This window comes from Rhizobium sp. NPDC092011 (assembly GCF_044756305.1).
Taxonomy (GTDB): Bacteria; Pseudomonadota; Alphaproteobacteria; order Rhizobiales; family Rhizobiaceae; genus Rhizobium.
Map to the genome: position 1 here is coordinate 195,023 of NZ_JBIVSO010000004.1, position 23,125 is coordinate 218,147.

25 protein-coding genes are annotated in these 23,125 nt (G+C 60.1%); 13 read left to right on the forward strand and 12 right to left on the reverse strand.

The genetic code is table 11. The annotated features are described in order from the left end of the window. Nucleotides 1–97: 97 nt before the first annotated feature. Nucleotides 98–739 (reverse strand): LysE family translocator, encoded by a 642-nt coding sequence (locus ACIQJ2_RS19240; protein WP_400674691.1) that lies wholly within the window; start codon nt 737–739, stop codon nt 98–100. A 164-nt stretch (nt 740–903) separates the two neighbouring features. Between ACIQJ2_RS19240 and ACIQJ2_RS19245 the strand changes: the two genes are divergently transcribed. Further along, on the forward strand, nt 904–1,386 hold the full coding sequence (locus ACIQJ2_RS19245) for a MarR family transcriptional regulator (RefSeq protein WP_199143861.1): 483 nt from the start codon (nt 904–906) through the stop codon (nt 1,384–1,386). Nucleotides 1,387–1,567: 181 nt separating this feature from the next. On the opposite strand, the gene ACIQJ2_RS19250 is transcribed toward ACIQJ2_RS19245, so the two are convergent. After that, nucleotides 1,568–2,791, reverse strand: coding sequence for an argininosuccinate synthase (locus tag ACIQJ2_RS19250; protein ID WP_199095047.1), 1,224 nt, complete (start codon nt 2,789–2,791; stop codon nt 1,568–1,570). Between the two features lie 191 nt (nt 2,792–2,982). On the opposite strand from ACIQJ2_RS19250, the gene ACIQJ2_RS19255 reads away from it, so the two are divergent. Next, nucleotides 2,983–3,837 (forward strand): SDR family NAD(P)-dependent oxidoreductase, encoded by an 855-nt coding sequence (locus ACIQJ2_RS19255; RefSeq protein ID WP_400674688.1) that lies wholly within the window; start codon nt 2,983–2,985, stop codon nt 3,835–3,837. 62 nt (nt 3,838–3,899) lie between these two features. Beyond that, entirely contained in the window at nt 3,900–4,541 is a 642-nt protein-coding gene (locus tag ACIQJ2_RS19260; RefSeq protein ID WP_400674686.1) for a LysE family translocator, read from the forward strand. On the opposite strand, the gene ACIQJ2_RS19265 is transcribed toward ACIQJ2_RS19260, so the two are convergent. The 5 genes from ACIQJ2_RS19265 to ACIQJ2_RS19285 form a co-directional block, all read right to left on the reverse strand. Then, the gene (locus ACIQJ2_RS19265) at nt 4,525–4,953 is read right to left on the reverse strand and encodes a hypothetical protein (protein WP_400674683.1); all 429 of its coding nucleotides are present in this window, start codon (nt 4,951–4,953) and stop codon (nt 4,525–4,527) included. The genes ACIQJ2_RS19260 and ACIQJ2_RS19265 overlap by 17 nt on opposite strands. Before the next feature lie 5 nt (nt 4,954–4,958). After that, nucleotides 4,959–6,194: a 23S rRNA (adenine(2503)-C(2))-methyltransferase RlmN gene (gene rlmN, locus ACIQJ2_RS19270; RefSeq protein ID WP_400674681.1), complete on the reverse strand. Its 1,236-nt coding sequence runs from the start codon at nt 6,192–6,194 to the stop codon at nt 4,959–4,961. Between the two features lie 297 nt (nt 6,195–6,491). Then, nucleotides 6,492–7,043 (reverse strand): invasion associated locus B family protein, encoded by a 552-nt coding sequence (locus ACIQJ2_RS19275; protein WP_199143791.1) that lies wholly within the window; start codon nt 7,041–7,043, stop codon nt 6,492–6,494. A gap of 333 nt (nt 7,044–7,376) precedes the next feature. Beyond that, nucleotides 7,377–7,766, reverse strand: a complete 390-nt coding sequence (locus tag ACIQJ2_RS19280; RefSeq protein ID WP_199143793.1) for a YkvA family protein — start codon at nt 7,764–7,766, stop codon at nt 7,377–7,379. 66 nt (nt 7,767–7,832) lie between these two features. Next, the gene (locus ACIQJ2_RS19285; protein ID WP_400674679.1) at nt 7,833–8,138 is read right to left on the reverse strand and encodes a 4a-hydroxytetrahydrobiopterin dehydratase; all 306 of its coding nucleotides are present in this window, start codon (nt 8,136–8,138) and stop codon (nt 7,833–7,835) included. Nucleotides 8,139–8,231: 93 nt separating this feature from the next. Between ACIQJ2_RS19285 and ACIQJ2_RS19290 the strand changes: the two genes are divergently transcribed. Then, nucleotides 8,232–8,714 (forward strand): low molecular weight protein-tyrosine-phosphatase, encoded by a 483-nt coding sequence (locus ACIQJ2_RS19290; RefSeq protein WP_400674677.1) that lies wholly within the window; start codon nt 8,232–8,234, stop codon nt 8,712–8,714. Here the strand turns inward: ACIQJ2_RS19290 and thpR are convergent. Together thpR and ACIQJ2_RS19300 are read right to left on the reverse strand one after the other, a co-directional pair. Further along, on the reverse strand, nt 8,645–9,241 hold the full coding sequence (gene thpR, locus ACIQJ2_RS19295; protein ID WP_199143799.1) for an RNA 2',3'-cyclic phosphodiesterase: 597 nt from the start codon (nt 9,239–9,241) through the stop codon (nt 8,645–8,647). The genes ACIQJ2_RS19290 and thpR overlap by 70 nt on opposite strands. A gap of 68 nt (nt 9,242–9,309) precedes the next feature. Beyond that, on the reverse strand, nt 9,310–9,960 hold the full coding sequence (locus ACIQJ2_RS19300) for an arylesterase (RefSeq protein ID WP_199143801.1): 651 nt from the start codon (nt 9,958–9,960) through the stop codon (nt 9,310–9,312). Nucleotides 9,961–10,042: 82 nt separating this feature from the next. Between ACIQJ2_RS19300 and ACIQJ2_RS19305 the strand changes: the two genes are divergently transcribed. The 4 genes from ACIQJ2_RS19305 to ACIQJ2_RS19320 all read left to right on the forward strand — a co-directional run bounded on the left by ACIQJ2_RS19305 (nt 10,043) and on the right by ACIQJ2_RS19320 (nt 14,911). Continuing rightward, nucleotides 10,043–10,753 carry an ABC transporter ATP-binding protein gene (locus tag ACIQJ2_RS19305; RefSeq protein WP_199143803.1) on the forward strand — a complete coding sequence of 237 codons (711 nt, stop codon included), beginning with the start codon at nt 10,043–10,045 and terminating at the stop codon, nt 10,751–10,753. 14 nt (nt 10,754–10,767) lie between these two features. Next, the gene (locus tag ACIQJ2_RS19310; protein ID WP_400674673.1) at nt 10,768–13,299 is read left to right on the forward strand and encodes an ABC transporter permease; all 2,532 of its coding nucleotides are present in this window, start codon (nt 10,768–10,770) and stop codon (nt 13,297–13,299) included. Between the two features lie 196 nt (nt 13,300–13,495). After that, a complete protein-coding gene (locus ACIQJ2_RS19315; protein ID WP_199096969.1) occupies nt 13,496–14,236 on the forward strand; it encodes a Bax inhibitor-1/YccA family protein in 741 nt (246 codons plus the stop codon). A 117-nt stretch (nt 14,237–14,353) separates the two neighbouring features. Beyond that, nucleotides 14,354–14,911, forward strand: a complete 558-nt coding sequence (locus tag ACIQJ2_RS19320; protein ID WP_400674670.1) for a GNAT family N-acetyltransferase — start codon at nt 14,354–14,356, stop codon at nt 14,909–14,911. A gap of 53 nt (nt 14,912–14,964) precedes the next feature. Here ACIQJ2_RS19320 and ACIQJ2_RS19325 read toward each other — a convergent pair whose 3' ends face one another. The 3 genes from ACIQJ2_RS19325 to acnA form a co-directional block, all read right to left on the reverse strand. Then, nucleotides 14,965–15,366, reverse strand: coding sequence for a DUF2794 domain-containing protein (locus ACIQJ2_RS19325; protein WP_400674667.1), 402 nt, complete (start codon nt 15,364–15,366; stop codon nt 14,965–14,967). A gap of 464 nt (nt 15,367–15,830) precedes the next feature. Then, nucleotides 15,831–16,574, reverse strand: coding sequence for a thioredoxin family protein (locus tag ACIQJ2_RS19330; protein WP_199143811.1), 744 nt, complete (start codon nt 16,572–16,574; stop codon nt 15,831–15,833). A 253-nt stretch (nt 16,575–16,827) separates the two neighbouring features. Beyond that, nucleotides 16,828–19,518: an aconitate hydratase AcnA gene (acnA, locus tag ACIQJ2_RS19335; protein ID WP_400674664.1), complete on the reverse strand. Its 2,691-nt coding sequence runs from the start codon at nt 19,516–19,518 to the stop codon at nt 16,828–16,830. A gap of 261 nt (nt 19,519–19,779) precedes the next feature. Here acnA and ccmA point away from each other — a divergent pair, with 261 nt between their 5' ends. The 5 genes from ccmA (at nt 19,780) to ACIQJ2_RS19360 (ending at nt 23,025) form a co-directional block, all read left to right on the forward strand. Then, on the forward strand, nt 19,780–20,427 hold the full coding sequence (ccmA, locus tag ACIQJ2_RS19340) for a heme ABC exporter ATP-binding protein CcmA (protein WP_199143815.1): 648 nt from the start codon (nt 19,780–19,782) through the stop codon (nt 20,425–20,427). Nucleotides 20,428–20,674: 247 nt separating this feature from the next. After that, nucleotides 20,675–21,334: a heme exporter protein CcmB gene (ccmB, locus tag ACIQJ2_RS19345; protein ID WP_199143817.1), complete on the forward strand. Its 660-nt coding sequence runs from the start codon at nt 20,675–20,677 to the stop codon at nt 21,332–21,334. A 146-nt stretch (nt 21,335–21,480) separates the two neighbouring features. Continuing rightward, the gene (locus tag ACIQJ2_RS19350) at nt 21,481–22,242 is read left to right on the forward strand and encodes a heme ABC transporter permease (RefSeq protein ID WP_400674661.1); all 762 of its coding nucleotides are present in this window, start codon (nt 21,481–21,483) and stop codon (nt 22,240–22,242) included. Nucleotide 22,243: 1 nt separating this feature from the next. After that, entirely contained in the window at nt 22,244–22,417 is a 174-nt protein-coding gene (gene ccmD / locus ACIQJ2_RS19355) for a heme exporter protein CcmD (protein ID WP_199143821.1), read from the forward strand. Further along, the gene (locus ACIQJ2_RS19360) at nt 22,414–23,025 is read left to right on the forward strand and encodes a DsbE family thiol:disulfide interchange protein (protein WP_400674657.1); all 612 of its coding nucleotides are present in this window, start codon (nt 22,414–22,416) and stop codon (nt 23,023–23,025) included. Before ccmD ends, ACIQJ2_RS19360 begins: the two co-directional genes overlap by 4 nt. Nucleotides 23,026–23,125 lie beyond the last annotated feature (100 nt).

Genomic DNA, 23,125 nt, shown 5'->3' on the forward strand with positions numbered 1-23,125 from the left:
GTGCTTCCTTTCGGAAACGCAAAGACGCTCTATCTCTTTGAAACTACGCGTCGGTCCGAAAATCGATTCCGATTTTCGGACCGACGCTGTGGGAAGATCAGGCCTTGCGCCAGCCGAGCAGGCCGGGCGTCGCGTGCCAGAGCGCCTGCACCGCAAAGCCCATGAAGAGCACACCCGAACAGCGCACGATCAGCCGCTCATGCGCGCGATAGAAACGCCGCACGGCGCTCGCTCCGATGATGCTGACGAGAATGACATCGGCCGTTATGAAGCCGGCGAAGGAAACCGTCAGCAACAGCGGCAGCGCGCTGAACGTCAATGCGCCGGCAGAGCCTGCGACGAGCGCAGTGAACGTGGCCAGCGCAACGGGATATCCTTTCGGATTGGTGACGCCAAAGATGAGACCGCGGCGGAACGGACGATCAACATTGATGAGCGCTTGGCCGTCGCCCTTCGGCTTGGCGGTCACGGCATTCCAGCCGATCCAGGCGAGATAGAAACCGCATAGCAATCCGAGCAGGTCGAAGACGAATGTGCCGATGGTTTTGGCGCCGACGATGGCGACCAAGGCGAGCGTCGACCAGACGAGATCGCCCAACAGATGGCCGCTGACGAAGAAGGCGCCAGCCTTGCGTCCCTGCCCCGCTCCGATGCCGAGCAGCGCCAGAAAAGCAGGTCCGGGAATCAGCACATAGAACAGCGCCGCCAGAAAAGCGCCGACAACAAGCGATTGCGTCATGACCGGGGGAATCCCTACTGCTGATCGTAGAAGACTAGCGATATCCTGAACCGGGTCAAGTTGCCGTTCGCTTTATGACTGAAGAAGACGTTGTGTTCATGGGTGTAAACCAATATGAACGTCGTGGGGCCCCAGAAATGAAAAGCGTAGGTAGGGAAACGCTTATGAACAGCAGGATTAATACGGATTCGCTCGCTTTTCTTGTGAGCGATTGCGCCCGTTTGATCAGGACGGCCTTCGAGCGACGCATCCTCGTCGCTGGCCTCGGCCTGACGGCGGGCGAAGCAAGAACCTTGATGCAGGTCGCCGCCATCAACGGCAGTCGCCAACTCGACATCGCTTCCAGAATGGGGCTGGAGCCAATGACGGTCAGCGCCTTTCTGGACAAGTTGCAGGCACGAGGCCTGATCGAACGCCAGCCCGATCCGCTCGACCGTCGCGCCAAGAGGATTGTGCTTTCAGACTCGGCCGAAGCCAAGCTGAAGCAGATCGACAGAGAGGTCTGCGAGGTCGAGCGCAATGCGACGCAGGGGTTCGATCAAGGACTGCAAATGCAGTTGCATGATGCGCTCTGTGCATTCCGCAGCAACCTGCAGAAGGTCGAGTTGCCAGCGGAGATCGAACGCGAACTGAGGCCGGTGGATTAAACGCCAACAGCCTCCCTGGAGCATTTCCAGGAAAAGTGCACAGCGGTTTTCCGTCCGGAATGCGTAAACACAACAAGATTGAGCGTTTTCGCGATTCAATGAAAAGCAGAAACGCTCCAGCTTCGGCAAAGAAAAACCCGCCTCCGGTCGCCGGAGGCGGGTTTCTTCTTTTCAATGATGCTTACTTCGACAGGTTGCGCTTGCCGAGCGTGCGCAGACGCAGTGCATTCAGCTTGATGAAGCCGGCCGCATCCTTCTGATCGTAGGCGCCCTGGTCGTCTTCGAACGTCACCAGTTTGTCGGAATAGAGCGACTTCGGGCTTTCGCGGCCGATGGTCATGACATTGCCCTTGTAGAGCTTCAGCGTCACTTCGCCTTCGACATGCTCCTGGCTCTTGTCGATCAGCGCCTGCAGCATTTCGCGCTCCGGCGAGAACCAGAAGCCGTAATAGATGAGCTCTGCGTAACGCGGCATCAGCTCGTCCTTGAGGTGCGCGGCACCGCGATCGAGCGTGATGGATTCGATGGCGCGGTGTGCCGCGAGCAAGATCGTGCCGCCGGGGGTCTCGTAGACGCCGCGCGACTTCATGCCAACGAAGCGGTTCTCGACGAGGTCGAGACGGCCGATGCCATTGTCGCGTCCATATTCGTTCAGCTTCGCAAGCAGCGTTGCCGGGCTCAGGCGCTGACCGTTGATCGAAACGGCGTCGCCCTTTTCAAAGCCGACCTTGATGATCGTGGCCTTGTCGGGCGCAGCTTCCGGGGAAATGGTGCGCATATGCACATATTCCGGTGCTTCCTGGGCCGGATCTTCCAGAACCTTACCTTCGGAGGAGGAGTGCAGCAGATTGGCGTCGACGGAGAACGGCGCTTCGCCCTTCTTGTCCTTGGCAACCGGGATCTGATGTTTCTCGGCGAATTCGAGCAGATCGGTACGGCTCTTGAACGACCAGTCGCGCCACGGAGCGATGATCTTGATATCCGGGTTCAAGGCATAGGCCGAAAGCTCGAAGCGAACCTGGTCGTTGCCCTTGCCGGTCGCGCCGTGCGCGATGGCGTCGGCGCCGGTCTTCTTGGCGATCTCGATCAGGTGCTTGGAGATCAGCGGGCGAGCGATCGAGGTGCCGAGCAGATAGACGCCTTCGTAGACGGCGTTGGCACGGAACATCGGGAAGACGAAATCGCGCACGAATTCCTCGCGCACGTCCTCGATGTAGATTTCCTTGATGCCGAGCAATTCGGCCTTCTTGCGCGCCGGCTCCAGCTCTTCACCCTGGCCGAGATCGGCGGTGAAGGTCACGACTTCGGCGCCAAGCTCGGTCTGCAGCCACTTCAGGATAATCGAGGTGTCGAGACCGCCGGAATAGGCGAGAACGACTTTCTTCACGTCTTTATGTGATGCCATGATGAGTTCCGTTTCAAGGCGAGCCAGGGGAGAGGCCCGCAAACCTGTATCGCGGAACTTTTAGCGAGATTATCGTGAGGCGCAAGGGGAAGCAGGGTGGAGCGCTGCATGGGGATGCGGCATGTGTTTGACTCGCCTTCGGAAAGCCCCATATTCGACGGCGAGCAAGCTATGCCTCGGAGGGCACGTCTTTGACCGATATTCAAGCCATTTTCAGGAAATCCAATGTTGCCGTCATCACCGGCGCCGCGTCCGGCATCGGCTTTGCCGCCGCCAAATACTTCGCCTCGCTCGGCATGAGCGTCGCCATTGCCGACCTCGGAGGCGATCGGCTGGCGCAGGCCGCCGCCGAACTTAAGACGATCACAGGCGAAGAGCATGTGCTGGCCGTCGAGACCGATGTCGCCAGCAGGCAAGCGCTGGAAGCATTGGAGCGCACGGTTCTGCAGCGCTTCGGCCGCGTGCACGTGCTGATGAACAATGCCGGCATCGGCCCGGAAACCTCGATCTTCAGCGATCAGTCCGGCTGGGACGCCATTCTCGGCGTCAATCTGCTCGGCGTCATCAACGGTACGCGCGTCTTCGGGCCTGGCATGATTGCCCATGGCGAAGCAGGCGTCATCATCAACACCGGTTCGAAGCAGGGCATCACCACGCCTCCCGGCAACCCCGCCTACAATGTCTCCAAGGCCGGCGTGAAGGTCTTCACCGAAGCGCTAGAGCACGAGTTGCGCAACACTGAAGGTGCCAAGATTTCGGCCCACCTTCTCATTCCCGGCTTCGTCTTCACGGGCCTCACCAAGGGCGAGCGCACGGAAAAGCCCGCCGGCGCCTGGACGCCGGAACAGACGGTCGACTTCATGGTAGAAAGCCTGAAGCGCGGCGATTTCTATATCCTCTGCCCGGATAATGACGTCGCCCGCCCTGTCGACGAACGCCGTATGCTCTGGGCAGCCGGCGATATCGTCGAGAACCGGCCGCCGCTATCGCGCTGGCATCCGGATTATGCCGATCAATTCAAGGCATTCCTCGAAAAGAAGGATTGATTTGCAATCCACCGAAAGCCGGATAGAAAAAGCCACCCCCTTCCGGCTTTCGGAGCATTCTCGTGGACTTCATACCCAGCCTGCCGGCCCTTCTTGCCTTTTCCGCAGCGAGCCTGCTGTTGGCGATGACGCCTGGCCCCGACATGACGCTGTCGATCAGCCGCGCGCTGGTGCAAGGCAAAAAAGCAGCGCTTTTCGTCGTGCTCGGCACCACGCTCGGCGTTGTCGTCCACACCTGCCTGGTGGCTTTCGGTATCTCGGCGCTGATTACGGCCTCGCCCATTGCCTTCACGATCCTGAAGACCGGTGGCGCCGCCTATTTGCTGTGGCTGGCGATCCAGGCGATCCGCTTCGGCTCAAGCCTTTCGGTCAAGAAGGTCGATGCCGTCGCCGGAACGCCGCTCGCCAACATCTCCAACGGCTTCTGGGTCAATCTGCTGAACCCCAAGGTCATCATCTTCTTCATGACCTTCCTGCCGCAGTTCGTTACATCAGGCGATCCCGCCGTCACGCACAAGCTGCTGTTCCTCGGCTTCTTCTTCATCGTTATAGGCATGCCGGTGAACGCGCTCGTTGTTCTTGCCGCTGACGGCCTGTCGTCCTGGCTGCAGCGCAACCGTGGCGTGATGCGCGGCCTCGACTATGCCTTTGCCGGCGTGTTCTCGATCTTCGCGGTCAAAATCTTCTTCACTCAGTCTCGCTGAGAACGGCGCCACGTCCGGCGAACCGACCCGCGATCCACCAATAGACGGTGGCGCTTGCGGCTCCCAGGAAGGCGAAGCAGATCGCGATGGTGATGAGATTGAGAGGCTGCGGCCGCTCGATGCCGCCTGAAATCAGGACGGACGCCACAGCCGATAGGACGGCCCCATAGATCGCGTAGCCGTACCAGCGGCGCATTCCCAGCCATTCCAGAATCGGGATAACGACGATCGATGGAAGGACACTGACGATCATGGCAAGCTTGGTCAGCGCGATCGTCAGGGCGAAAACCTCAGGTGCGGCCGTCTCCGGCATCGTCCATGCGGCAACGCAGGCGAGCACGAAGCCCATCAGGACGCAAGCGGCGAGATAGCCCCAGAGGAGCCTGATCGGCCTGCGCAGTCTGACGAGCATCGATCTCAGTCCTCGCCGTGATTGGCGATCATCATCGCTTCGAACGCCAGGCGTTCGGTCTTGCGCATGCGCTCGGATTCGGACTTCAGCTGGCCGCAGGCGGCAAGAATGTCGCGGCCGCGCGGCGTGCGGATCGGCGAGGCGTAACCTGCCGAATTGATGAAATCGGCGAACTTTTCGATCTGCTCCCAGTCGGAACACTGGTAATTCGTGCCGGGCCAGGGATTGAAGGGGATGAGGTTGATCTTGGCCGGAACGCCCTTCAGGAGCTGGATCAGCCCCTTGGCATCCTCGAGGCTGTCGTTGACGCCCTTCAGCATCACATATTCGAAGGTAATGCGCCGCGCGTTCGAAAGGCCGGGATAGGCGCGGCAGGCGTCCATCAGCTCTTTCAGAGGATACTTCTTGTTGATCGGCACCAGCATGTCGCGCAGGTCGTCCCTGACGGCATGCAGCGAGATCGCCAGCATGACGCCGATCTCATCGCCGGTGCGATAGATTTCCGGCACGACGCCCGAGGTCGAAAGGGTGATGCGGCGCTTCGAAAGCGACAGGCCGTCACCATCGGATGCGATCAAGAGCGCCGTCTTGACGCTGTCGAAATTATAGAGCGGCTCGCCCATGCCCATCATGACGATATTGCTGACCTTGCGTCCCTCAGCCGGCATGATCGTGCCCTGCGGCGCTTCACGATCCGGAAAATCGCCGAGGCGGTCGCGCGCCAGAAGCAGCTGCGACAGGATCTCTTCGGCCGTCAGGTTGCGCACGAGCCGCTGCGTGCCGGTGTGACAGAAGGAACAGGTGAGTGAACAGCCGACCTGACTGGAAATGCAGAGCGTACCGCGGCCCTCTTCCGGAATGTAGACGGTCTCGACCTCGACGGGACGGCCGGCGCCGCGCGGCGGATAGCGCAGAAGCCATTTGCGGGTGCCGTCGTTGGAGACCTGTTCCTCGACGATCTCGGGACGCGCAATGGTGAAATGCGTCTTCAGCATCTCGCGCATGTCCTTCGAGACATTTGCCATGGCGTCGAAATCCGAGACGCCGCGCACATAGATCCAGTTCCAGAGCTGGCTGACGCGCATCTTGATCTGCTTGTCGGCAACGCCCTTTTCCTTGAGCGCAGCCGCCATTTCCTCACGCGTCAGGCCGATCAGCGACGGTTTTGGCGCAAGCTCGACCGGCTGCGACACGGGCATCGGCTTGAGCTTTGAGGGGGTTATGACATCAGTGGCGGACATAGGATCGTTCCAACGGTTCATATCGGCGATGCCGCAAAAGCTGACGAAAGCTGCGGATGCGGGCAAGGCACGGAAATCTGAAGATTCATGCGGCGGCCGGGCAAGCTATCTTCAAGCTGTCTGCCGGACACCTGCTGTTGGCGCGGCCTTTAGCATTATTTTCCGCTCGCGTCATCCCTTTCCCTCAAAAGCAAAGGTTGGCCTCAAAAGCGAAAGGCCGGTCGACATGACCGGCCTTATTCATTGCGGTCGCGGCCACAGGAAGATCACATTATCGTGATCCGCCGATACCCGATCTTACTTGCAGCCTTCGATCTTCTTGAGAGCAGCGCTCACACCCTTCAGCGAATAGGTGTAGGACGTCGCCGTACCCTTCTTCGAAGTCGCCGTTACCTTCAGGGAATGGCCCGATTTCAGCGCCGCTACCAGCGCTGGCTCCTGTGCCGCATTTTCGACCCAGGCGCCCTTGTCCTTGGTGAACATCACAAAGGTCTTGTTGTCGATGACGACGTTGACCTTGGAGTTCTCCTTCAGCGGATATCCCATCATCGCCTGTGGCTCATAGGAAATGTTCTGGCCCGGACGCTGCGAGACGATGAAGAAGTTATCGCCATGGTCGATGCCCGAAGGCGGCGACTTTACCGTCGGCACGGAGAGAACATAGCAGACCTTGCCGCCGGCAGACTGGTAGGAGTAGGCGCCCCAGGCGTCGAACTGCTGGATAGGCGTGGGAGCCGTGGGGGCTGCTGCAGCTGCCTGCGTCTGCTTCGGCTTCTTGGTCTGCGCGGACGCGATGCCGGTGCCGGCCAGAACGAGCGAGAGGGCGATTGCGAAGCTTTTTACAAACATGTTTTCCTGCCGATTTTGTGCGGTCCAGAGCTCATGGCGATTCGATTGACGCACGCCTATGCTCGTGAGCTGCCCTATTTTGACTTTATTCAGGTTACCAAACCGTCAACGGAGCGCTGACCTCTCTCGGCTCCGTTCCATTTCAATCCAGGTATTGAACGGAGTTTGAAACGCATCAGAAGGAGTTGGAAAACCCGGATGATGAAGTACCACCCTACAGGTCAGATTTAAGACAGAAAGATTCGGGCAAGAATTTGACCTCGCTAAAATCAGGGAGGCCTCATAAAGGTCTGGAAACCCGAGAGGAATCAGAACGCCCCCATAAAGCGGCCATCAAGCCGTCTTCATTGCCTCCGGCTCGCTCTCCAAAGCCCGGTCGGCGGCATCGTAATGCTCCTGGCGGATATGGCCCCTGATCATGCTGAAGGCGAGCGTCAGCACGGCCACATCGTCCGTGTAGCCGATGACGGCGAAAAAATCGGGGATGATGTCGACCGGCATGACGAAGTAGCCGAGCGCCGCCAGCAATATGCCGCGCACGCGGGTCGGCGTCTGCGGGTCGAGCGCGCAATAGAAAGCGGCCACGACATCGCGCGAAAAAGGGATGTGACGAGCCGCCTTTCGCAAGGTCGGCCAGAATTTGCTGCGCACCGATTTTTCCTGCTTCTTCTGGGTCTCTTCATCACCAGGCATCAGGATTTCACCGTACTTGATGTCATCCATTCCATTTACCTCTACTCGTGCCGGTCGCCCGGACCGTGTAAACATATGGTGATCGTAGATCCCGATTCAATCGAGCCGGCGCAGAGCCGCCCTCTCCATCGCCTTCGCCATCTTGATGTCGTGGTCGGTCAAGCCACCGACGTCATGCGTCGTCAGCTTCACTTCGACGCGGGAATAGACGTTGAACCATTCGGGGTGATGATTGAACTTCTCCGCCACGAGTGCAGCCTCGGTCATGAAACCGAAGGCCTCGACGAAGCTGCGGAACTTGAAGGTCTTCGAAATGGAAAGGCCATCGGCCGCAAGCGCCCAGCCTGAAAGCTCGGCAAGATTTTCTTCGATTGCTGCCGGGTTCAGCTTCTCGTATTTCATGATAGATCACTCCTCTCTGGAGCGGTTCACTCCTCTTGGAATATCCGAACCGCTCGGCTTTATCGTTTCACGCAATTCCGGACGAAAAATAGCATGGATCGCCATAGGGTACTTTTCGTCTGCGCCGGCAATATCTGCCGCTCGCCCCTTGCCGAAGGCATCTTCCGGCATCTGGTGGAGCAGGCCGGCCGCTCATCGGAATTTGAGATCGATTCTGCCGGCACCGGCGGCTGGCATCAGGGCGAGCCCCCCGACCGCCGCTCGATCGCCGTTGCGGCCGGACACGGCGTGGATATTTCCAACCAACGCGCCCGCCGCATCGCATCAGACGATTTCGGCAGATTCGATCTGATCCTGGCAATGGATCAAGACAATTTGAAGAACTTGCGCAAGGTAGCGCCCGCCGACGCACTCGGCAGGCTATACCTCTTCAATGCCTTAGCGCTCGGCAGCAACAGGGATATTCCCGATCCCTATTACGGCAGCCGCGAGGATTTCGAGGCCGTCTACACCATGCTCTTGGCTGGCTGCAGCGCACTGTTGCCCAAGGCCGGGAAAGCGCTGCGGGACTCGTGAAGCGGGAATATCTCTTCTGTGAGATACGGGCCGCCGCCAACCGATTCGCGAGAGGACAGAAGCACGAACCGTCCGACCGTGAATGGCTGGGTATAGAAATTGCCGCGGCCGGAGAGATAGTGCACGACATCGTCAACCCGCGAGGATTTCAGCCTGGCGAGCGTGACGTGCGGCGTGAACTTGCGAGGATCGGGCTGCAGGCCGATACGCTGGCAGATGCGCTCGATCTCGCCTTGCAGCGCGAACATATCCGGTGACTGCGAGACCCCGGCCCAAACCGAATGCGGCTTTTTGGAACCGAAGGAACCGATGCCCTCCAGCCGCAGCTGGAACTCAGGGCGATCTATCCGGTCCAGCCGGTCGACGATCTCATCCGCCGTGCGGCCATCGACATCGCCGATGAAGCGCAAAGTGATGTGATAATTTTCAACGTCGATCCACCTGGCTCCCGGGAGACCACCGCGCAACAATGACAAGCTCATGGCCGCGTTGCGCGGAATTTCGAGGGCGGTAAAAAGTCTCGGCATGACGAGCACTCCCCGAATCTCTTGCAGGTATAAGCAGGGAATCACGCATTTGCAGTCGGTGCAAGCATCTATTTCGCACCTGCGTCAATCATCCCTACAAACTTGATAACGGCCGGTAAGATACGCTCGACCATGACATCGACACCCCTGGGGTTCGGATGCATGCCGTCGGCGAGCTGTAGATCCGCCTGGGCGGCGACGCCGTCAAGGAAGAACGGATAGAGCGCAAGCTGGTATTTTTCAGCCAGACGCTTGTAGATCGGATTGAATTTCTCGGCATAGTCCGGCCCCATGTTCGGCGGCGCCAGCATGCCGGCGAGGAAGATCGGGATCTTCCGCTCCTTCAACCGCTCGATCATCGTTTCCAGGTTCTTCTCCGTCTGCTCAGGCGGAATGCCGCGAAGCGCGTCATTGGCGCCAAGCTCCAGGATCACGCCGTCCGTGCCGTCAGGCACCGACCAATCGATGCGCGAAAGCCCGCCGGATGTCGTATCTCCCGACACGCCGGCATCGGCCACGGTCATGTCCAACCCCTTCGCCTTCAGCGCAGCCTCCAGTTTGGCGGGAAAGCCATCGCCTGGCGGCAACTGATAGCCGGCCATCAGACTGTCGCCGAAGCCGACGAGCTGAATGGTTCGGGCCTCGGCGGCGCCCGCCGCGCCAAACAAAAGACTGAAAGTGATGACAGCGAAGTGAAACGCAGCAACTTTAAAACTCATGATCCATTCCCTAAATTCGCTGCTCGGGCCAAATCGCGCCCGCCATTATCTCTGATGCTCACTGATATATAGGGCGTTCGCATTGGCAAAAACCATCATCGAGCTGAAGAAGGCGGATTTGACGCTCGGCAATGCTGCCGCGTCAGTCCATGTGCTGAAGGATATCGACCTCACCATCATGGAGGGTGAGGCGGTCGGAATCGTCGGTCCCTCCGGCTCCGGCAAGTCGACGCTGCTGATGGTGCTGGCCGGCCTCGAGAAGCTCGATAGCGGCGAACTTCTGATCAGCGATACGCCGCTGCACAGCCTGAGCGAAGATCGCATCGCCGATTTCCGCGGCCGTAACATCGGCATTGTCTTCCAGTCTTTCCACCTCATCGCCAATATGACGGCGCTGGAAAACGTCGCGGTTCCACTGGAGCTTGCCAATACCAGGGACGCCTTCGATATCGCCCGGCGCGAGCTCGAAGCCGTGGGGCTGGGCGAGCGGCTCAATCACTATCCCGGCCAGTTGTCCGGCGGCGAGCAGCAGCGCGTGGCGATCGCCCGCGCCCTTGCGCCTTCGCCCGCCGTTCTCATCGCCGACGAACCGACAGGCAATCTCGACACCGATACCGGGCGCCAGATCGCCGACCTGCTGTTCGCCCAGCAGGCCGAGCGCGGCACGACCATGCTCCTTGTCACACACGATCCGGCACTTGCCGCACGCTGCTCGCGCCAGATTCGCGTCCGCTCCGGTGAAATCGAGAATGACAGCGCTCAGCCACGCGTCAATCAGGCGGCCATCGCATGACGAGTGCGGCACGAATGCGACTGTCACTCGCCTTCCGTCTTGCCTTGCGCGAACTGCGCGGTGGCCTTGGCGGCTTTTACATTTTCCTTGCCTGCATCGCGCTCGGCACCGGCGCCATTGCCGCCGTCAACTCCGTGTCGCGCTCGATCACCGATGCGATCTCGACGCAGGGACAATCGCTGCTGGCGGGTGACGTTCGTTTCGAATTGCGCAATCGCGAGGCAACGCCTGAGGAACTGGCCTTTCTGCAAGGCCTCGGCAAGCTCTCACGCTCAACCAATCTGCGCTCGATGTCCCGCCTGCCCGATGGCTCCGACCAGGCATTGGTCGAGGTCAAGGCGGTTGATGACGCCTATCCACTCTACGGCAGCTTTGAAGCCGACCCCAACCAGCCGATCTCGGCTCTGCTCGCCACCAAGGATGGCGGCTATGGCGCCGTCGTCGCCCCGTTGCTGCTCGAACGCCTGAACCTCAAGGTCGGCGACGACCTGCTGCTCGGCAATGCGAAGCTGCACATATCAGGCACCATCAAGAATGAACCGGACGCTGTCTCCGAAGGTTTCGGCTTCGCTCCGCGCCTGCTCACCAGCCGCGAGGCGCTGACGGCTTCCGGCCTGATTACAACGGGCAGCCTCGTCGAGCAGGCCTACAGGATCCGCATGGACGATCCTGCGAGCGGCCTGAACAACATCGGCGATCGCGCCAAAGCCGCCTTCCCGCAGGCCGGCTGGTCGATCCGCACCAGCGCCCGCGCCGCGCCCGAACTTGCCGACAACGTGACGCGCTTCTCGCAGTTCCTGACGTTGGTCGGGCTGGCTGCGCTCATCGTCGGCGGCGTGGGCGTCGCAAACGCCGTGCGCGCCTTCCTTGATTCGAAGCGCACCACCATCGCCACCTTCAAATGCCTCGGCGCTCCGGCCTTCGTCGTCGTGCTGATCTATCTCATCCAGATCGCCGTCATCGCGCTTGCCGGCGTCGTCATCGGCTTGGTTATCGGCGCTATCGCGCCCATCATCGCTTCCCAGTTCATGGCGGAATTCCTGCCGATATCGACGGCGCCGCGGCTCTATCCCGGCCCATTGGCGCTGGCAGCCGTGTTCGGGCTGCTGACGACGCTTGCCTTTGCCATTCCGCCGCTCGGCCATGCCCGAGAAGTACCGGCAACCGCGCTCTTCCGCGAACAGGGCTTCGAGACGCGCCGCCTGCCCGGCTGGCCCTATCTGCTTGCCGCTGGCCTGCTGATGGCAGCGCTTGCGGCTTTGGCGATCGTCACCGCCTATGACCGCTTCATCGCCATCGTCTTCGTCGTCTCGATCGCTGCCGCTTTCGTCGTGCTGCGCGTCGTCGCAGCCCTGCTCTCCTGGCTTGCGCGCCGCAGTCCGCGCGTGCGCTCGCCGGCCCTGCGGCTGGCGATCGGCAATATCCATCGCCCGGGCGCGCTCACCTCATCGGTCGTACTGTCGCTCGGCCTCGGCCTGGCGCTGCTGGTAACCCTGACATTGATCGACGGCAACATGCGCAGCGAACTCATGGGGCGCATGAGCGAGAAGGCGCCGAATTTCTTCTTCGTCGATATCCAGGGGCCGGAACTCGAGGGCTTCCGCAAGATCGTCCTCGACCTCGATCCCAAGGGCAAGCTCGTCGAAGCGCCGATGCTGCGCGGCCGGATCATCGCCTTCAACGGCGAGGATGTCACCAAGATGAAAGTGCCGGCCGCGGGGCAATGGGTGCTGCGCGGCGATCGCGGCATCACCTACGCCGAGACAGTGCCGGAAAACGCTTCGGTCACCGAAGGCAAATGGTGGGACAAGGATTATGGCGGCGAGCCGCTGGTGTCCTTTTCGGAAGAAGAAGGCAAGGCGCTTGGCCTGAAGCTTGGCGACAAAGTCACCGTCAACGTGCTCGGCCGCAATATTACCGCCAAGATCGCCAGCTTCCGCAAGGTGCAATGGCAGTCGCTGTCCATCAATTTCGTGATGATCTTCTCGCCAAACACCTTCAAGGGCGCGCCGCACGCTTGGCTTGCGACCCTGACGGATACCTCCGCGACCTCGGAGCAGGAAGCGGCAATTCTCAGGAAAGTCACCAACGCCTACCCGACCATAACAAGCGTCCGCGTCAAGGATGCCCTCGATGTCGTCAACACGCTGGTAGGACAACTCGCGACAGCGATCCGCGCCGCCGCCTCGGTCGCGCTCATCGCCTCGGTGCTGGTGCTGGCCGGCGCATTGGCAGCCGGAAACCGTGCCCGCACGCATGATGCCGTCATTCTCAAAACGCTCGGTGCAACCCGGGCGATGCTGATTCGCGCCTTCAGCTACGAATATCTGATCCTGGGTGCCGCGACCGCGATCTTCGCGCTGATCGCCGGCTCCGCCTCCGCCTGGTATATCGTCAGCCGCATCATGAAGCTGCCTTCCACCTTCATGCCCGATGTCGCGCTCTCCACCCTCGTCATCGCCCTGGTGCTGACGGTCGGGATCGGACTCATCGGCACATGGCGCATCCTGGGTCAGAAAGCGGCACCCGTTCTGCGGGAGCTATGAATTCTCCTCGCGGATTAACCGAACGCCGCGAAAACGGCACGATATTACATCGATTTAACATCGGTCAGGCCGCTTGACCCTTGTCTACAAGGCCTGAAAGCCTCATATTCTGTGCAGGCATGCTGGAGCTCCGCAGCGGCGCCTGGGCCTGAATGGCCCGACACCGTTCCCAAATCGGAGCTTGAAAGAGGAAAACATGGCTGACTTTCGCAATTACCAAAACCGGGCGCAGAGCGGTGCGCAATCGGGTGCGATGATAGACGAGGGCCTTCGAGCCTACATGCTCAAGGTCTATAACCTGATGGCGCTGGGTCTGGCGATCACGGGTGTTGCCGCTTATCTCGCTTTCTCTCTGGCTTTCGCAAACGGACAGATCACGGCTTTCGGCCAGGCGATCTATCTCAGCCCGCTGAAGTGGGTTGTCATCCTCGCTCCGCTGGCGATGGTCTTCTTCCTGAGCTTCAGGATCAACCGCATGAGCGTAGCCGCCGCGACGACGACCTTCTGGGTCTACGCCGCACTGGTGGGCCTGTCGCTGTCGTCGATCTTCATCATCTACACCGGCCAGAGCGTCGTGCAGACCTTCTTCGTGACCGCCGCCTCCTTCGGCGCGCTGTCGCTCTACGGTTACACGACCAAGCGTGATCTCTCGGCGATGGGCTCGTTCCTGATGATGGGTCTCTTCGGACTGATCATCGCATCGCTGGTCAACATTTTCCTGGCTTCGTCTGCCATGCAGTTCGCCATCTCGGTGATCGGCGTGCTGATCTTCGCAGGCCTCACCGCCTACGATACGCAGCGGATCAAGGAAATGTACTACGATGCCGATGACGCAACCGTGGCTGGCCGCAAGGCGATCATGGGCGCCCTGTCGCTCTACCTGGACTTCATCAACCTGTTCATGTTCCTGCTGCGCTTCATGGGCAACCGCAACTAAGCGCAACTTGAATAACGATCGAAAAGGCGGCCCCGGCCGCCTTTTTGTTTGCCTGATAAAGAGGCCTGCGATTTGATGGCAGCCATCGCCATCAGCACATCAGGCAGCAAGAAACACATGTCCGTCCGCCTCCGCAGCGCAACCTTAGACGACCTGCCCCACATAACCGCCATCTACCGCGATTCCGTGCTGAACGGCACGGCAAGCTACGAGATCACTCCTCCAAGCGAAGAGGAGATGGCAGGCCGCTTTCACGCGATCCAGGAAAAAGCCTATCCCTATATCGTCGCCGAGGATGCGGACGGCACGTTTCTTGGCTATGCCTATGCCTCGTCCTTCCGCACGCGTCCAGCCTATCGCTGGATGGTGGAGGATTCGATCTACCTTGCTCCGGAGGCCCGCGGACGCGGGATCGGCAAGCTGCTGCTGAATGCCTTGATTGATAGCTGCCAGACACTGGGCTTTCGCCAGATGGTCGCCGTTATCGGCGGCGCGCATCCAGCCTCCGTCGCCGTGCATCGAGCTGCGGGATTTACAGAAGTCGGGCTGCTGAAGGGCACGGGCTACAAGCATGGCCGGTGGCTGGATACGATGCTGATGCAGAAGGCGCTTGGCGACGGTGCGGAGAACGACCCCGACCCGAGCGTTTATCCTGGGACGCTGTTTGAGGGTTAGACACGCGCTCGCATTGAGCCTTCGATATCCCTAAGTCCCCCAATGCGGAGAAACTACTTCTCCACCAGCTTCAGCTGCTTGTCGAAAACCTTCAGGACTTGGCTGAGGTCATGCCCGCGCTTCAATGTCATCCCGTTGGTATTGATGACGGAGAAGGCACCCTGCTTGGCGGCCAGTTTCGGGTTCTTTTCGATGCGGAAGAGCGGCATCTCGCCAGAACGCTTGAAGACGGAGAAGACCGCCTTTTCCTTGAGGTGGTCGATCGCGTAATCCCGCCACTCGCCCTCGCCGACCATACGGCCGTAGATCCAGAGAATGGCATCCAGCTCGCGGCGATGAAACGTCACCGGCAAGGGATCCTTGCTCTGTTTATATTCTTTGAGATCGACGACGACGGAGGAGGTATTTTCCACGGAGCGGCTTTCGCTATGTCGCAAATCCGGCTGATCAGTCATCAATCCCCCAAGGGCTATCTCATGACAGGAGAATGACAGTTTGCCTCAGCCGCATCAAATTGCAAGACGTCTAGAGTCGGATGATTTCAGGTCTGTTCGACCTGAAATATGAATCCGCTCTAGAATCAAAGATGTAGAGCGTGATGTCATCCGAAAACCGCATACACTTTTCGGCATCACGCTCTGGCGGCTCACAATTTCTTTCCCATGCCCAAAAGCGTCTCCGCAGCGCCGCATTTCAGTCAAAACCACGCCAAATTTGCGGGAAGTATAGGCAGCCGCTTGGCGCCGCCGCGCCAAGCCGCCCGGCCGGGACGTATCGATAAACCCCAGCCCCGAATGCGTCCTTGCCGGGCACCTCCCCTTCTTGGCATCAGCCAAAATAGGGAAACTTTTGGCACATGCCAAAGCGGAAACCCTTTCGATCGTAGCCGAAATAGAAGGCTTGCAGCCAACGGATAGGCTCAGCCGTCCGAGCCCACCGTCAGAACGGTCGCGCCGATGATGGCCGAGGGATCGCCTGAAGGCGACGACGATTGCAGAAGCACCGCAAGTCCTCTGCGCCCCGCCTTGCTCAGCACATTGGCGGGCAGCACGATATTCATCGCCTTCCCATCCCACATGCCGACTGTCTCGACATCGGAAACCGCGTGCATGTAGGCAATCTGCTGGCCGTTGTTTTCACCGCCCTTGGGAGCGACCATCTGCTCCTTGTCGAAATAGACGACGACGACATTCGCCTTGCCTTGGCCGGCGCCGATCTTGATCGAAAGCTCATCGTCCTTCATTGCGGCATTCACCGGAATGGTCAGGCCCTCGCCATTGCGCTGAAAGGTATCGATCTTGACGTTGATCGCATTGAGGTCTGCACCGTTCATATGATCGCGGCCATTGACGATGGCCTGCGGCGTATAGACCCCGCTGCGCCCGAGCGTGCGTGCATAGGCATATTGGCGCGCCGTGTTGTCCTTGGACGCCATGGTGTCGCTCCAGCCTAGATAGTTCCAGTAGTCGACATGATAGGCGAGCGCCACGACGTCGCCCTGGCGAATCAGCTTGCGAAACGCGGCGTCAGCCGGCGGACAGGAAGCGCAGCCCTGTGCGGTGAAAAGCTCGACCACGCCCTTGATCTTCGCAGCCTCCTGCGCATGCAGCGAACTTGCGAGCGCTATGCCTGCCAGAAGTGGAACCGAAAATCGAAGGCGCATTCTATCTTACCTCTGCATCAAATTTCGCCGGCCGCCAGCGCAGCCTCCGAAACATTCACGCTCTTTGGGGCGGTAAGGCCATATCAAGCCCGAAAAACCTGAAACAAGAGATAATAGCTAAGCGTGATGACGCAAAGTCACGATGGGGTGAGGCCAGGGCCGCATGGCAGGTGCGCCGAACACATCCCCGTGAAAAAGAAGAGGCCGCCGGAAGAGTTTTCCGGCGGCCTCCTAAGATCAGCGTCGATAGCTATCAGGCAGCGAGATCGCGCAGAACGGTCTGCAAGATACCACCATTGTTGACGTAGACGACCTCATCCAGCGTATCGATACGGCAGATGATCGGAATATCGCGAACCGTACCGTCGCCATAGGTGACTTTGGCGATCTTGCGCTCGCGCGGCTTGATGTCTGCCAGACCTTCGATGGTGACGAGTTCGTCACCCTTCAGGCCGAGGCTTGCCCAGGTGGTGCCTTCCTCGAAGACGAAGGGGATAACGCCCATGCCAACCAGGTTCGAGCGGTGAATACGCTCGAAGGACTGGGCGATCACAGCGCGTACGCCAAGCAGGTTCGTGCCCTTGGCAGCCCAGTCGCGCGACGAGCCGTTGCCGTATTCGACACCGGCGAAGATGACGAGCGGAACGCCCTCGGCCTTGTACTGCATGGCCGCATCGTAGATCGACGTCTCTTCCTTGGACGGATAGTGGATGGTGTAGCCACCTTCCTTGCCGTTCGGGCCGAGCATGTGGTTGCGGATGCGGATGTTGGCGAAGGTGCCGCGCATCATGACTTCATGATTGCCGCGGCGCGTGCCGTACTGGTTGAAGTCGGCAACGCCGACGCCATGACCGATGAGGTAGGCACCCGCCGGCGAAGCAGCCTTGATCGAACCGGCCGGGGAAATGTGGTCGGTGGTGATCTTGTCGCCGAAGAGGCCAAGAACGCGAGCGCCCTTGATATCGGAAACGCCGGCACCCTTCTTGCCCATGCCCACGAAGTAAGGCGGGTTCTGGACGTAGGTCGAGTTGTCGTCCCAGGCATAGGTCTGGCCCGGAGGAACCTGCACGGCCTGCCAGTTGGCGTCGCCCTTGAAGACGTCGGCATACTTGCTCTCGTAGAGCTCGCGGGTGACGTACTTCTGGATGAACTCCTGAACCTCATGCGAGGTCGGCCAGATGTCCTTCAGGTAAACCGGCTTGCCGTTCTGGTCTTCGCCGATCGGCTCCTTCGTCAGGTCGAGCTGCACAGAACCTGCGAGTGCGTAGGCGACGACGAGCGGCGGCGAAGCGAGGTAGTTCGCCTGGACGTCGGGCGAAATACGGCCTTCGAAGTTGCGGTTGCCCGAGAGCACGCCCGAAACGATCAGGCCCTTGTCGTTGATCGTCTTGGAGATCGGCGCCGGCAGCGGGCCGGAGTTGCCGATGCAGGTGGTGCAGCCGAAGCCGACCAGGTTGAAACCGAGCTTGTCGAGATCGGCCTGGAGACCGGACTTGGCGAGATATTCGCCGACGACCTGCGATCCCGGTGCCAGCGAAGTCTTGACCCACGGCTTGGTCTTCAGGCCCTTGGCAACGGCGTTGCGGGCGAGCAGACCGGCAGCGATCAGCACCGACGGATTGGAAGTGTTGGTGCAGGAGGTGATGGCAGCAATGGCGACGTCGCCATGGCCGAGATCGAAATCCGTACCTTCGACCGCATAGCGGTTGGAGAGCTGGCCCGGCTTTTTGTATTCCGTCTCAAGCGAAGTGGCGAAGCCGGAAGCGATGTTTTCCAGCGCGATACGGCCTTCCGGACGCTTCGGGCCGGCCATCGACGGCACGACGTCGTTGAGGTCGAGTTCCAGCGTGTCGGTGAAGACGAGGTCGGAACCGTCATTGTCGCGCCACATGCCCTGAGCCTTGGAATAGGCTTCGACGAGCGCGATACGATCCTTGGCGCGGCCGGACATGTTGAGGTAGTTCAGCGTTTCCTTGTCGACCGGGAAGAAGCCGCAGGTCGCGCCGTATTCGGGACCCATGTTGCCGATGGTGGCACGGTCAGCGAGCGGCAGTGCGTCGAGGCCGGGGCCGAAGAATTCGACGAACTTGGAAACGACGCCCTTCTTGCGCAGCATCTGCACGACGGTCAGAACGAGGTCGGTCGCGGTGACGCCTTCCTTGAGCTTGCCGGTCAGCTTGAAGCCGATAACTTCCGGAAGCAGCATGGAGACAGGCTGGCCAAGCATGGCAGCTTCAGCTTCGATACCGCCCACACCCCAGCCAAGGACGCCAAGACCGTTGATCATCGTCGTGTGCGAATCAGTGCCGACGCAGGTGTCGGGATAAGCGATCGTTTCGCCGTCTTCTTCCTTCGTCCAGACAGTCTGGCCGAGATATTCGAGATTCACCTGGTGACAGATGCCGGTGCCGGGAGGAACGACGCGGAAGTTCTTGAATGCCTGCTGGCCCCACTTCAGGAAGCGGTAGCGCTCGCCGTTGCGCTGATATTCCAGCTCAACGTTCTTGGCGAAAGCCTGCGGCGTGCCGAATTCGTCGACGATGACCGAGTGGTCGATGACGAGGTCAACGGGGACGAGCGGGTTGATCTTTTCCGGATCGCCGCCGAGGGAAACCATCGCGTCGCGCATGGCGGCGAGGTCGACAACGGCGGGAACGCCGGTGAAGTCCTGCATCAGCACGCGTGCCGGGCGATAGGCGATTTCGTTCTCGACGGTGCCCTTGTTGGTCAGCCATTCGGCGACGGCAAGGATATGTTCCTTCGTGACCGACTGCCCGTCTTCAAAACGCAGCAGGTTTTCCAGAAGCACCTTCATGGAGTAAGGCAGCTTGGAAACGCCGGGCAGACCATTCGCCTCAGCCTTGGGCAGGCTGAAATAAACATAGTCTTTCCCGCCCACGGTCAACGTGGAACGACAATTGAAACTGTCAAGAGATTTAGACACGAGATACCCCGTTTCTGATAGCCAACACAGTCGTGCGAACGCCTATGCACTTTATGCACATCAGGATGCGGGTACGGCCATTTCCGCTGTCCGCACGTAAGGAGAATACCTTAAGTTCGGCGCAAGGATGAAATTCACGCCGACCGCTGGCGTGGTTGCAGGTCTTATAGATAATTTCGTAAAGACTTGCCAGAGTGACAAGATGCAAATTTGGACAATTTTTTGCGCATTGCGGTAAAGAAATAGGGAAAGCCTGAGCGAATGCATCTAAGCGCTGAAAATCTGGCGGCACGGCGGGGCGAGGACCTGATTTTCTCGAATGTTTCCCTCAACTTGACGGATGGCGAAGCCCTGGTTCTGACAGGCCGCAACGGGTCGGGAAAATCAACGCTTTTGCGCGTTGTCGCAGGCCTTCTCAGGCAAGAAAAAGGCCGCATCACATTCATCGGAAATGACGGCGAATCGGGCCGGCCGGCGGGCGAAGCCAGCCACTATCTCGGCCATCGCAATGCGATGAAATCCGAGCTGACCGTCGCGGAAAACCTGACCTTCTGGAAGACCTTCCTTCGCGACATGCCCGGCGGCTTCGGCTTGAGTGCGGATGAAGCGGCTGACGCCGTCGGCCTCGCCGACATCACGCATCTGCCCTTCGGCTACCTCTCTGCCGGTCAGCAGCGGCGAATCGCCTTCGCCAAACTCCTCGTCGCCTACCGCCCGATCTGGATCCTCGACGAACCGACGGCGGCGCTGGACAGCTCGGCGGACCAGCTCTTCGCGCAGCTGATCATGGCGCATCAGAAAAGTGGTGGCATCGTACTTGCTGCAACGCACCAACCGCTGGGGCTGGAGGTGGCGCAGGAGATGCACATGACCGGGTTTACCGGGGTGAATGAAGGGATATGGGGATGATGCCGATGGTGCTCAACTTGCCGAACCTGCGTCACCCCCCTCTGTCACTTCGTGACATCTCCCCCACAAGGGGAGAGATTGTTGGGAGTTCGCAGCATCCGCTTACAAAACCGTTGAGTTCCGTCTCTGCAGAGTCGATGTTGGATGCGGACTTGTGCGCGCTACAAATTACCAATCTCCCCCCTTGTGGGGGAGATGTCCCGAAAGGGACAGAGGAGGGTATCGTGCCTCATATTCGGTGCCATGCATGACCGCCCTTTTCCTCCGCGACCTCAAACTTTCGGTGCGCGCCGGTGGCGGGGCGTTGATCGGCATCCTCTTCTTCCTCACCGTTGTCGCCGTTATCCCTTTTGGTGTCGGCCCGGACCTAAAACTCCTCTCGCGCATCGGGCCGGCTATCGTCTGGATCGGCGCGCTGCTCGCAAGCCTTCTCGGCCTCGACCGGCTGTTCCAGGCCGAGCGTGACGACGGCTCGCTCGATCTGCTCGTCATGCAGGAAACGCCGCTGGTCCTCACGGTTTTCATCAAATGCGCAGCGCATTGGGTGGCGACCGGCCTGCCGCTCGTCATCGCCTCCCCCCTGCTCGGCCTCTTTATGAATATGAACGAGACGGCTATCGGCGCGACCGCACTGACGCTGCTCGTCGGCTCTCCGGCGATCACCTTCATCGGCGCGGTGGGTGCCGCCGTGGCTGTGGCGCTGCCGCGCGGCGGGCTGCTGGTCTCGATCCTCGTGCTGCCGCTCACCATTCCCGTACTGATCTTCGGCGTCAGCGCCACCTATGCGGCCGTCGAAGGGCCACAGCCCTTCCTGCCGCCGTTCCTCATACTGATCGCGCTCACATTGTTCTTCGCCGTCCTCGGTCCGGCCGCAGCCGCCCTCGCCTTGCGCAACACGACTGATTGATCCGCTCGGGAATCAAAGAGGTGAAGCGCGATATCCTCCGAAAATCACCTGCACTTTTCGGCGCCACGCTCTACGAGATACTGTTTCGTCGATCTGAGACAATGCGGTCGATTGCCGGAAAAGCCATATCGGGTTAAACAAGCCGCATGAGCGACATCAGCCCTGCGATCAGCCGTTTTTCCGACCTCGCCAACCCCACGCGGTTTCTGGCCTTCTCGGCGCGTCTCATACCCTGGCTGGCGGCCATCTCGGCCGTGCTTTTCGCAATCGGCCTCTATCTGTCCTTTACGACCTCGGGCGACTACCAGCAGGGCGATACCGTCCGCATCATGTATATTCACGTTCCCGCCGCGTGGTTGTCGATGATGTGCTACACGATCATGAGCATGTCGGCGATCGGCACGCTGGTCTGGCGCCATCCGCTGGCCGACGTCGCCGGCAAGACCGCCGCTCCGCTCGGCGCCGCCTTCACGCTGATCGCGCTGGTCACCGGCTCGCTCTGGGGCAAGCCGATGTGGGGCACCTACTGGGTCTGGGATGCGCGCCTGACCTCAGTCTTCATTCTTTTCCTGATGTATCTCGGCCTGATCGCGCTCAACCGCGCCATGGACGACCCGTCGAAAGCAGCCCGCGTCGCGTCGATCCTGACGCTGGTCGGGTTCATCAATATCCCGATCATCAAGTTTTCGGTCGACTGGTGGAACACCCTGCATCAGTCGGAAAGCATCATGCGCATGGATGGCCCTGCCATCGACGCTGAATTCCTCCGGCCGCTCTTCATCATGGCGCTGGCCTTCACGCTGCTGTTTTTCACGCTGCATCTGATGGCGATCCGCAACGAAATCTGGCGCCGGCGCATCGCCGCGCAACGCCGCATCGCCGCACGCATGGCAGCCCGGGAGGAGTAAGATGAGCCATCCCTTCTACGTCTTCGGCTCCTATGGCTTTGCCGCCTTCATGATCCTCGCCATCATCGCCTGGGTATGGATCGACGGACGCCTGCGCCGCCGCGAACTTGCCGCATTGGAAGCCTCCGGCATCCGCCGCCGCTCGCAGCGCGCGTCCGAAGGCGAAACGAAATGACTGCCGATACCGACAATAAGGATCAGCCGAAATCGGGTGGCACCGCGCGCTATTTGCTGGCGCTGATCCCGCTCATCGTCTTTGCCTGCATCGCGCTTGCCGTCGGCAAGGTCATGTATGACCAGGAAGTGCACGGCACCGACATCTCCGCCATCCCCTCGGCGCTTATCGGTACGAAAGCGCCAAAACTGGCTCTACCCCCACTCGAAGGTTCCAACCTGCCGGCGCTGACAGATGATGCCATCAAGGGCAAGCTGACCCTCGTCAATGTCTTTGCCTCCTGGTGCATTCCCTGCCGCGACGAACATCCGGTGCTGAAGGAACTCGCCAAGAGCGGTCAGCTCAACATCGTGGCCATCAATTATAAGGACACGAGCGAGAACGCGCTCCGCTTCCTCGGCGAACTCGGCAACCCCTACAAAGCCATCGGCATTGACCCGAATGGCACCGCCGCCATCGACTGGGGCGTCTACGGCATTCCGGAATCCTATCTCGTCTCCCCCGACGGCACGATCCTCTACAAGCAGGTCGGCCCCTTCACGCCCACCAGCCTGAAGGAAGGGCTCTATCCGGCGATTGAGAAGGCGATTGGGAAGGCGGGCGCCTAGAGCATGTCGCGCAAAAGTGTACAGCGGTTTTGCGACTACGACATGCGTGAAATCAAAGAGCTAAAGCGCGTGAAGCGAATCTTAGAGATCGCGACGCGCT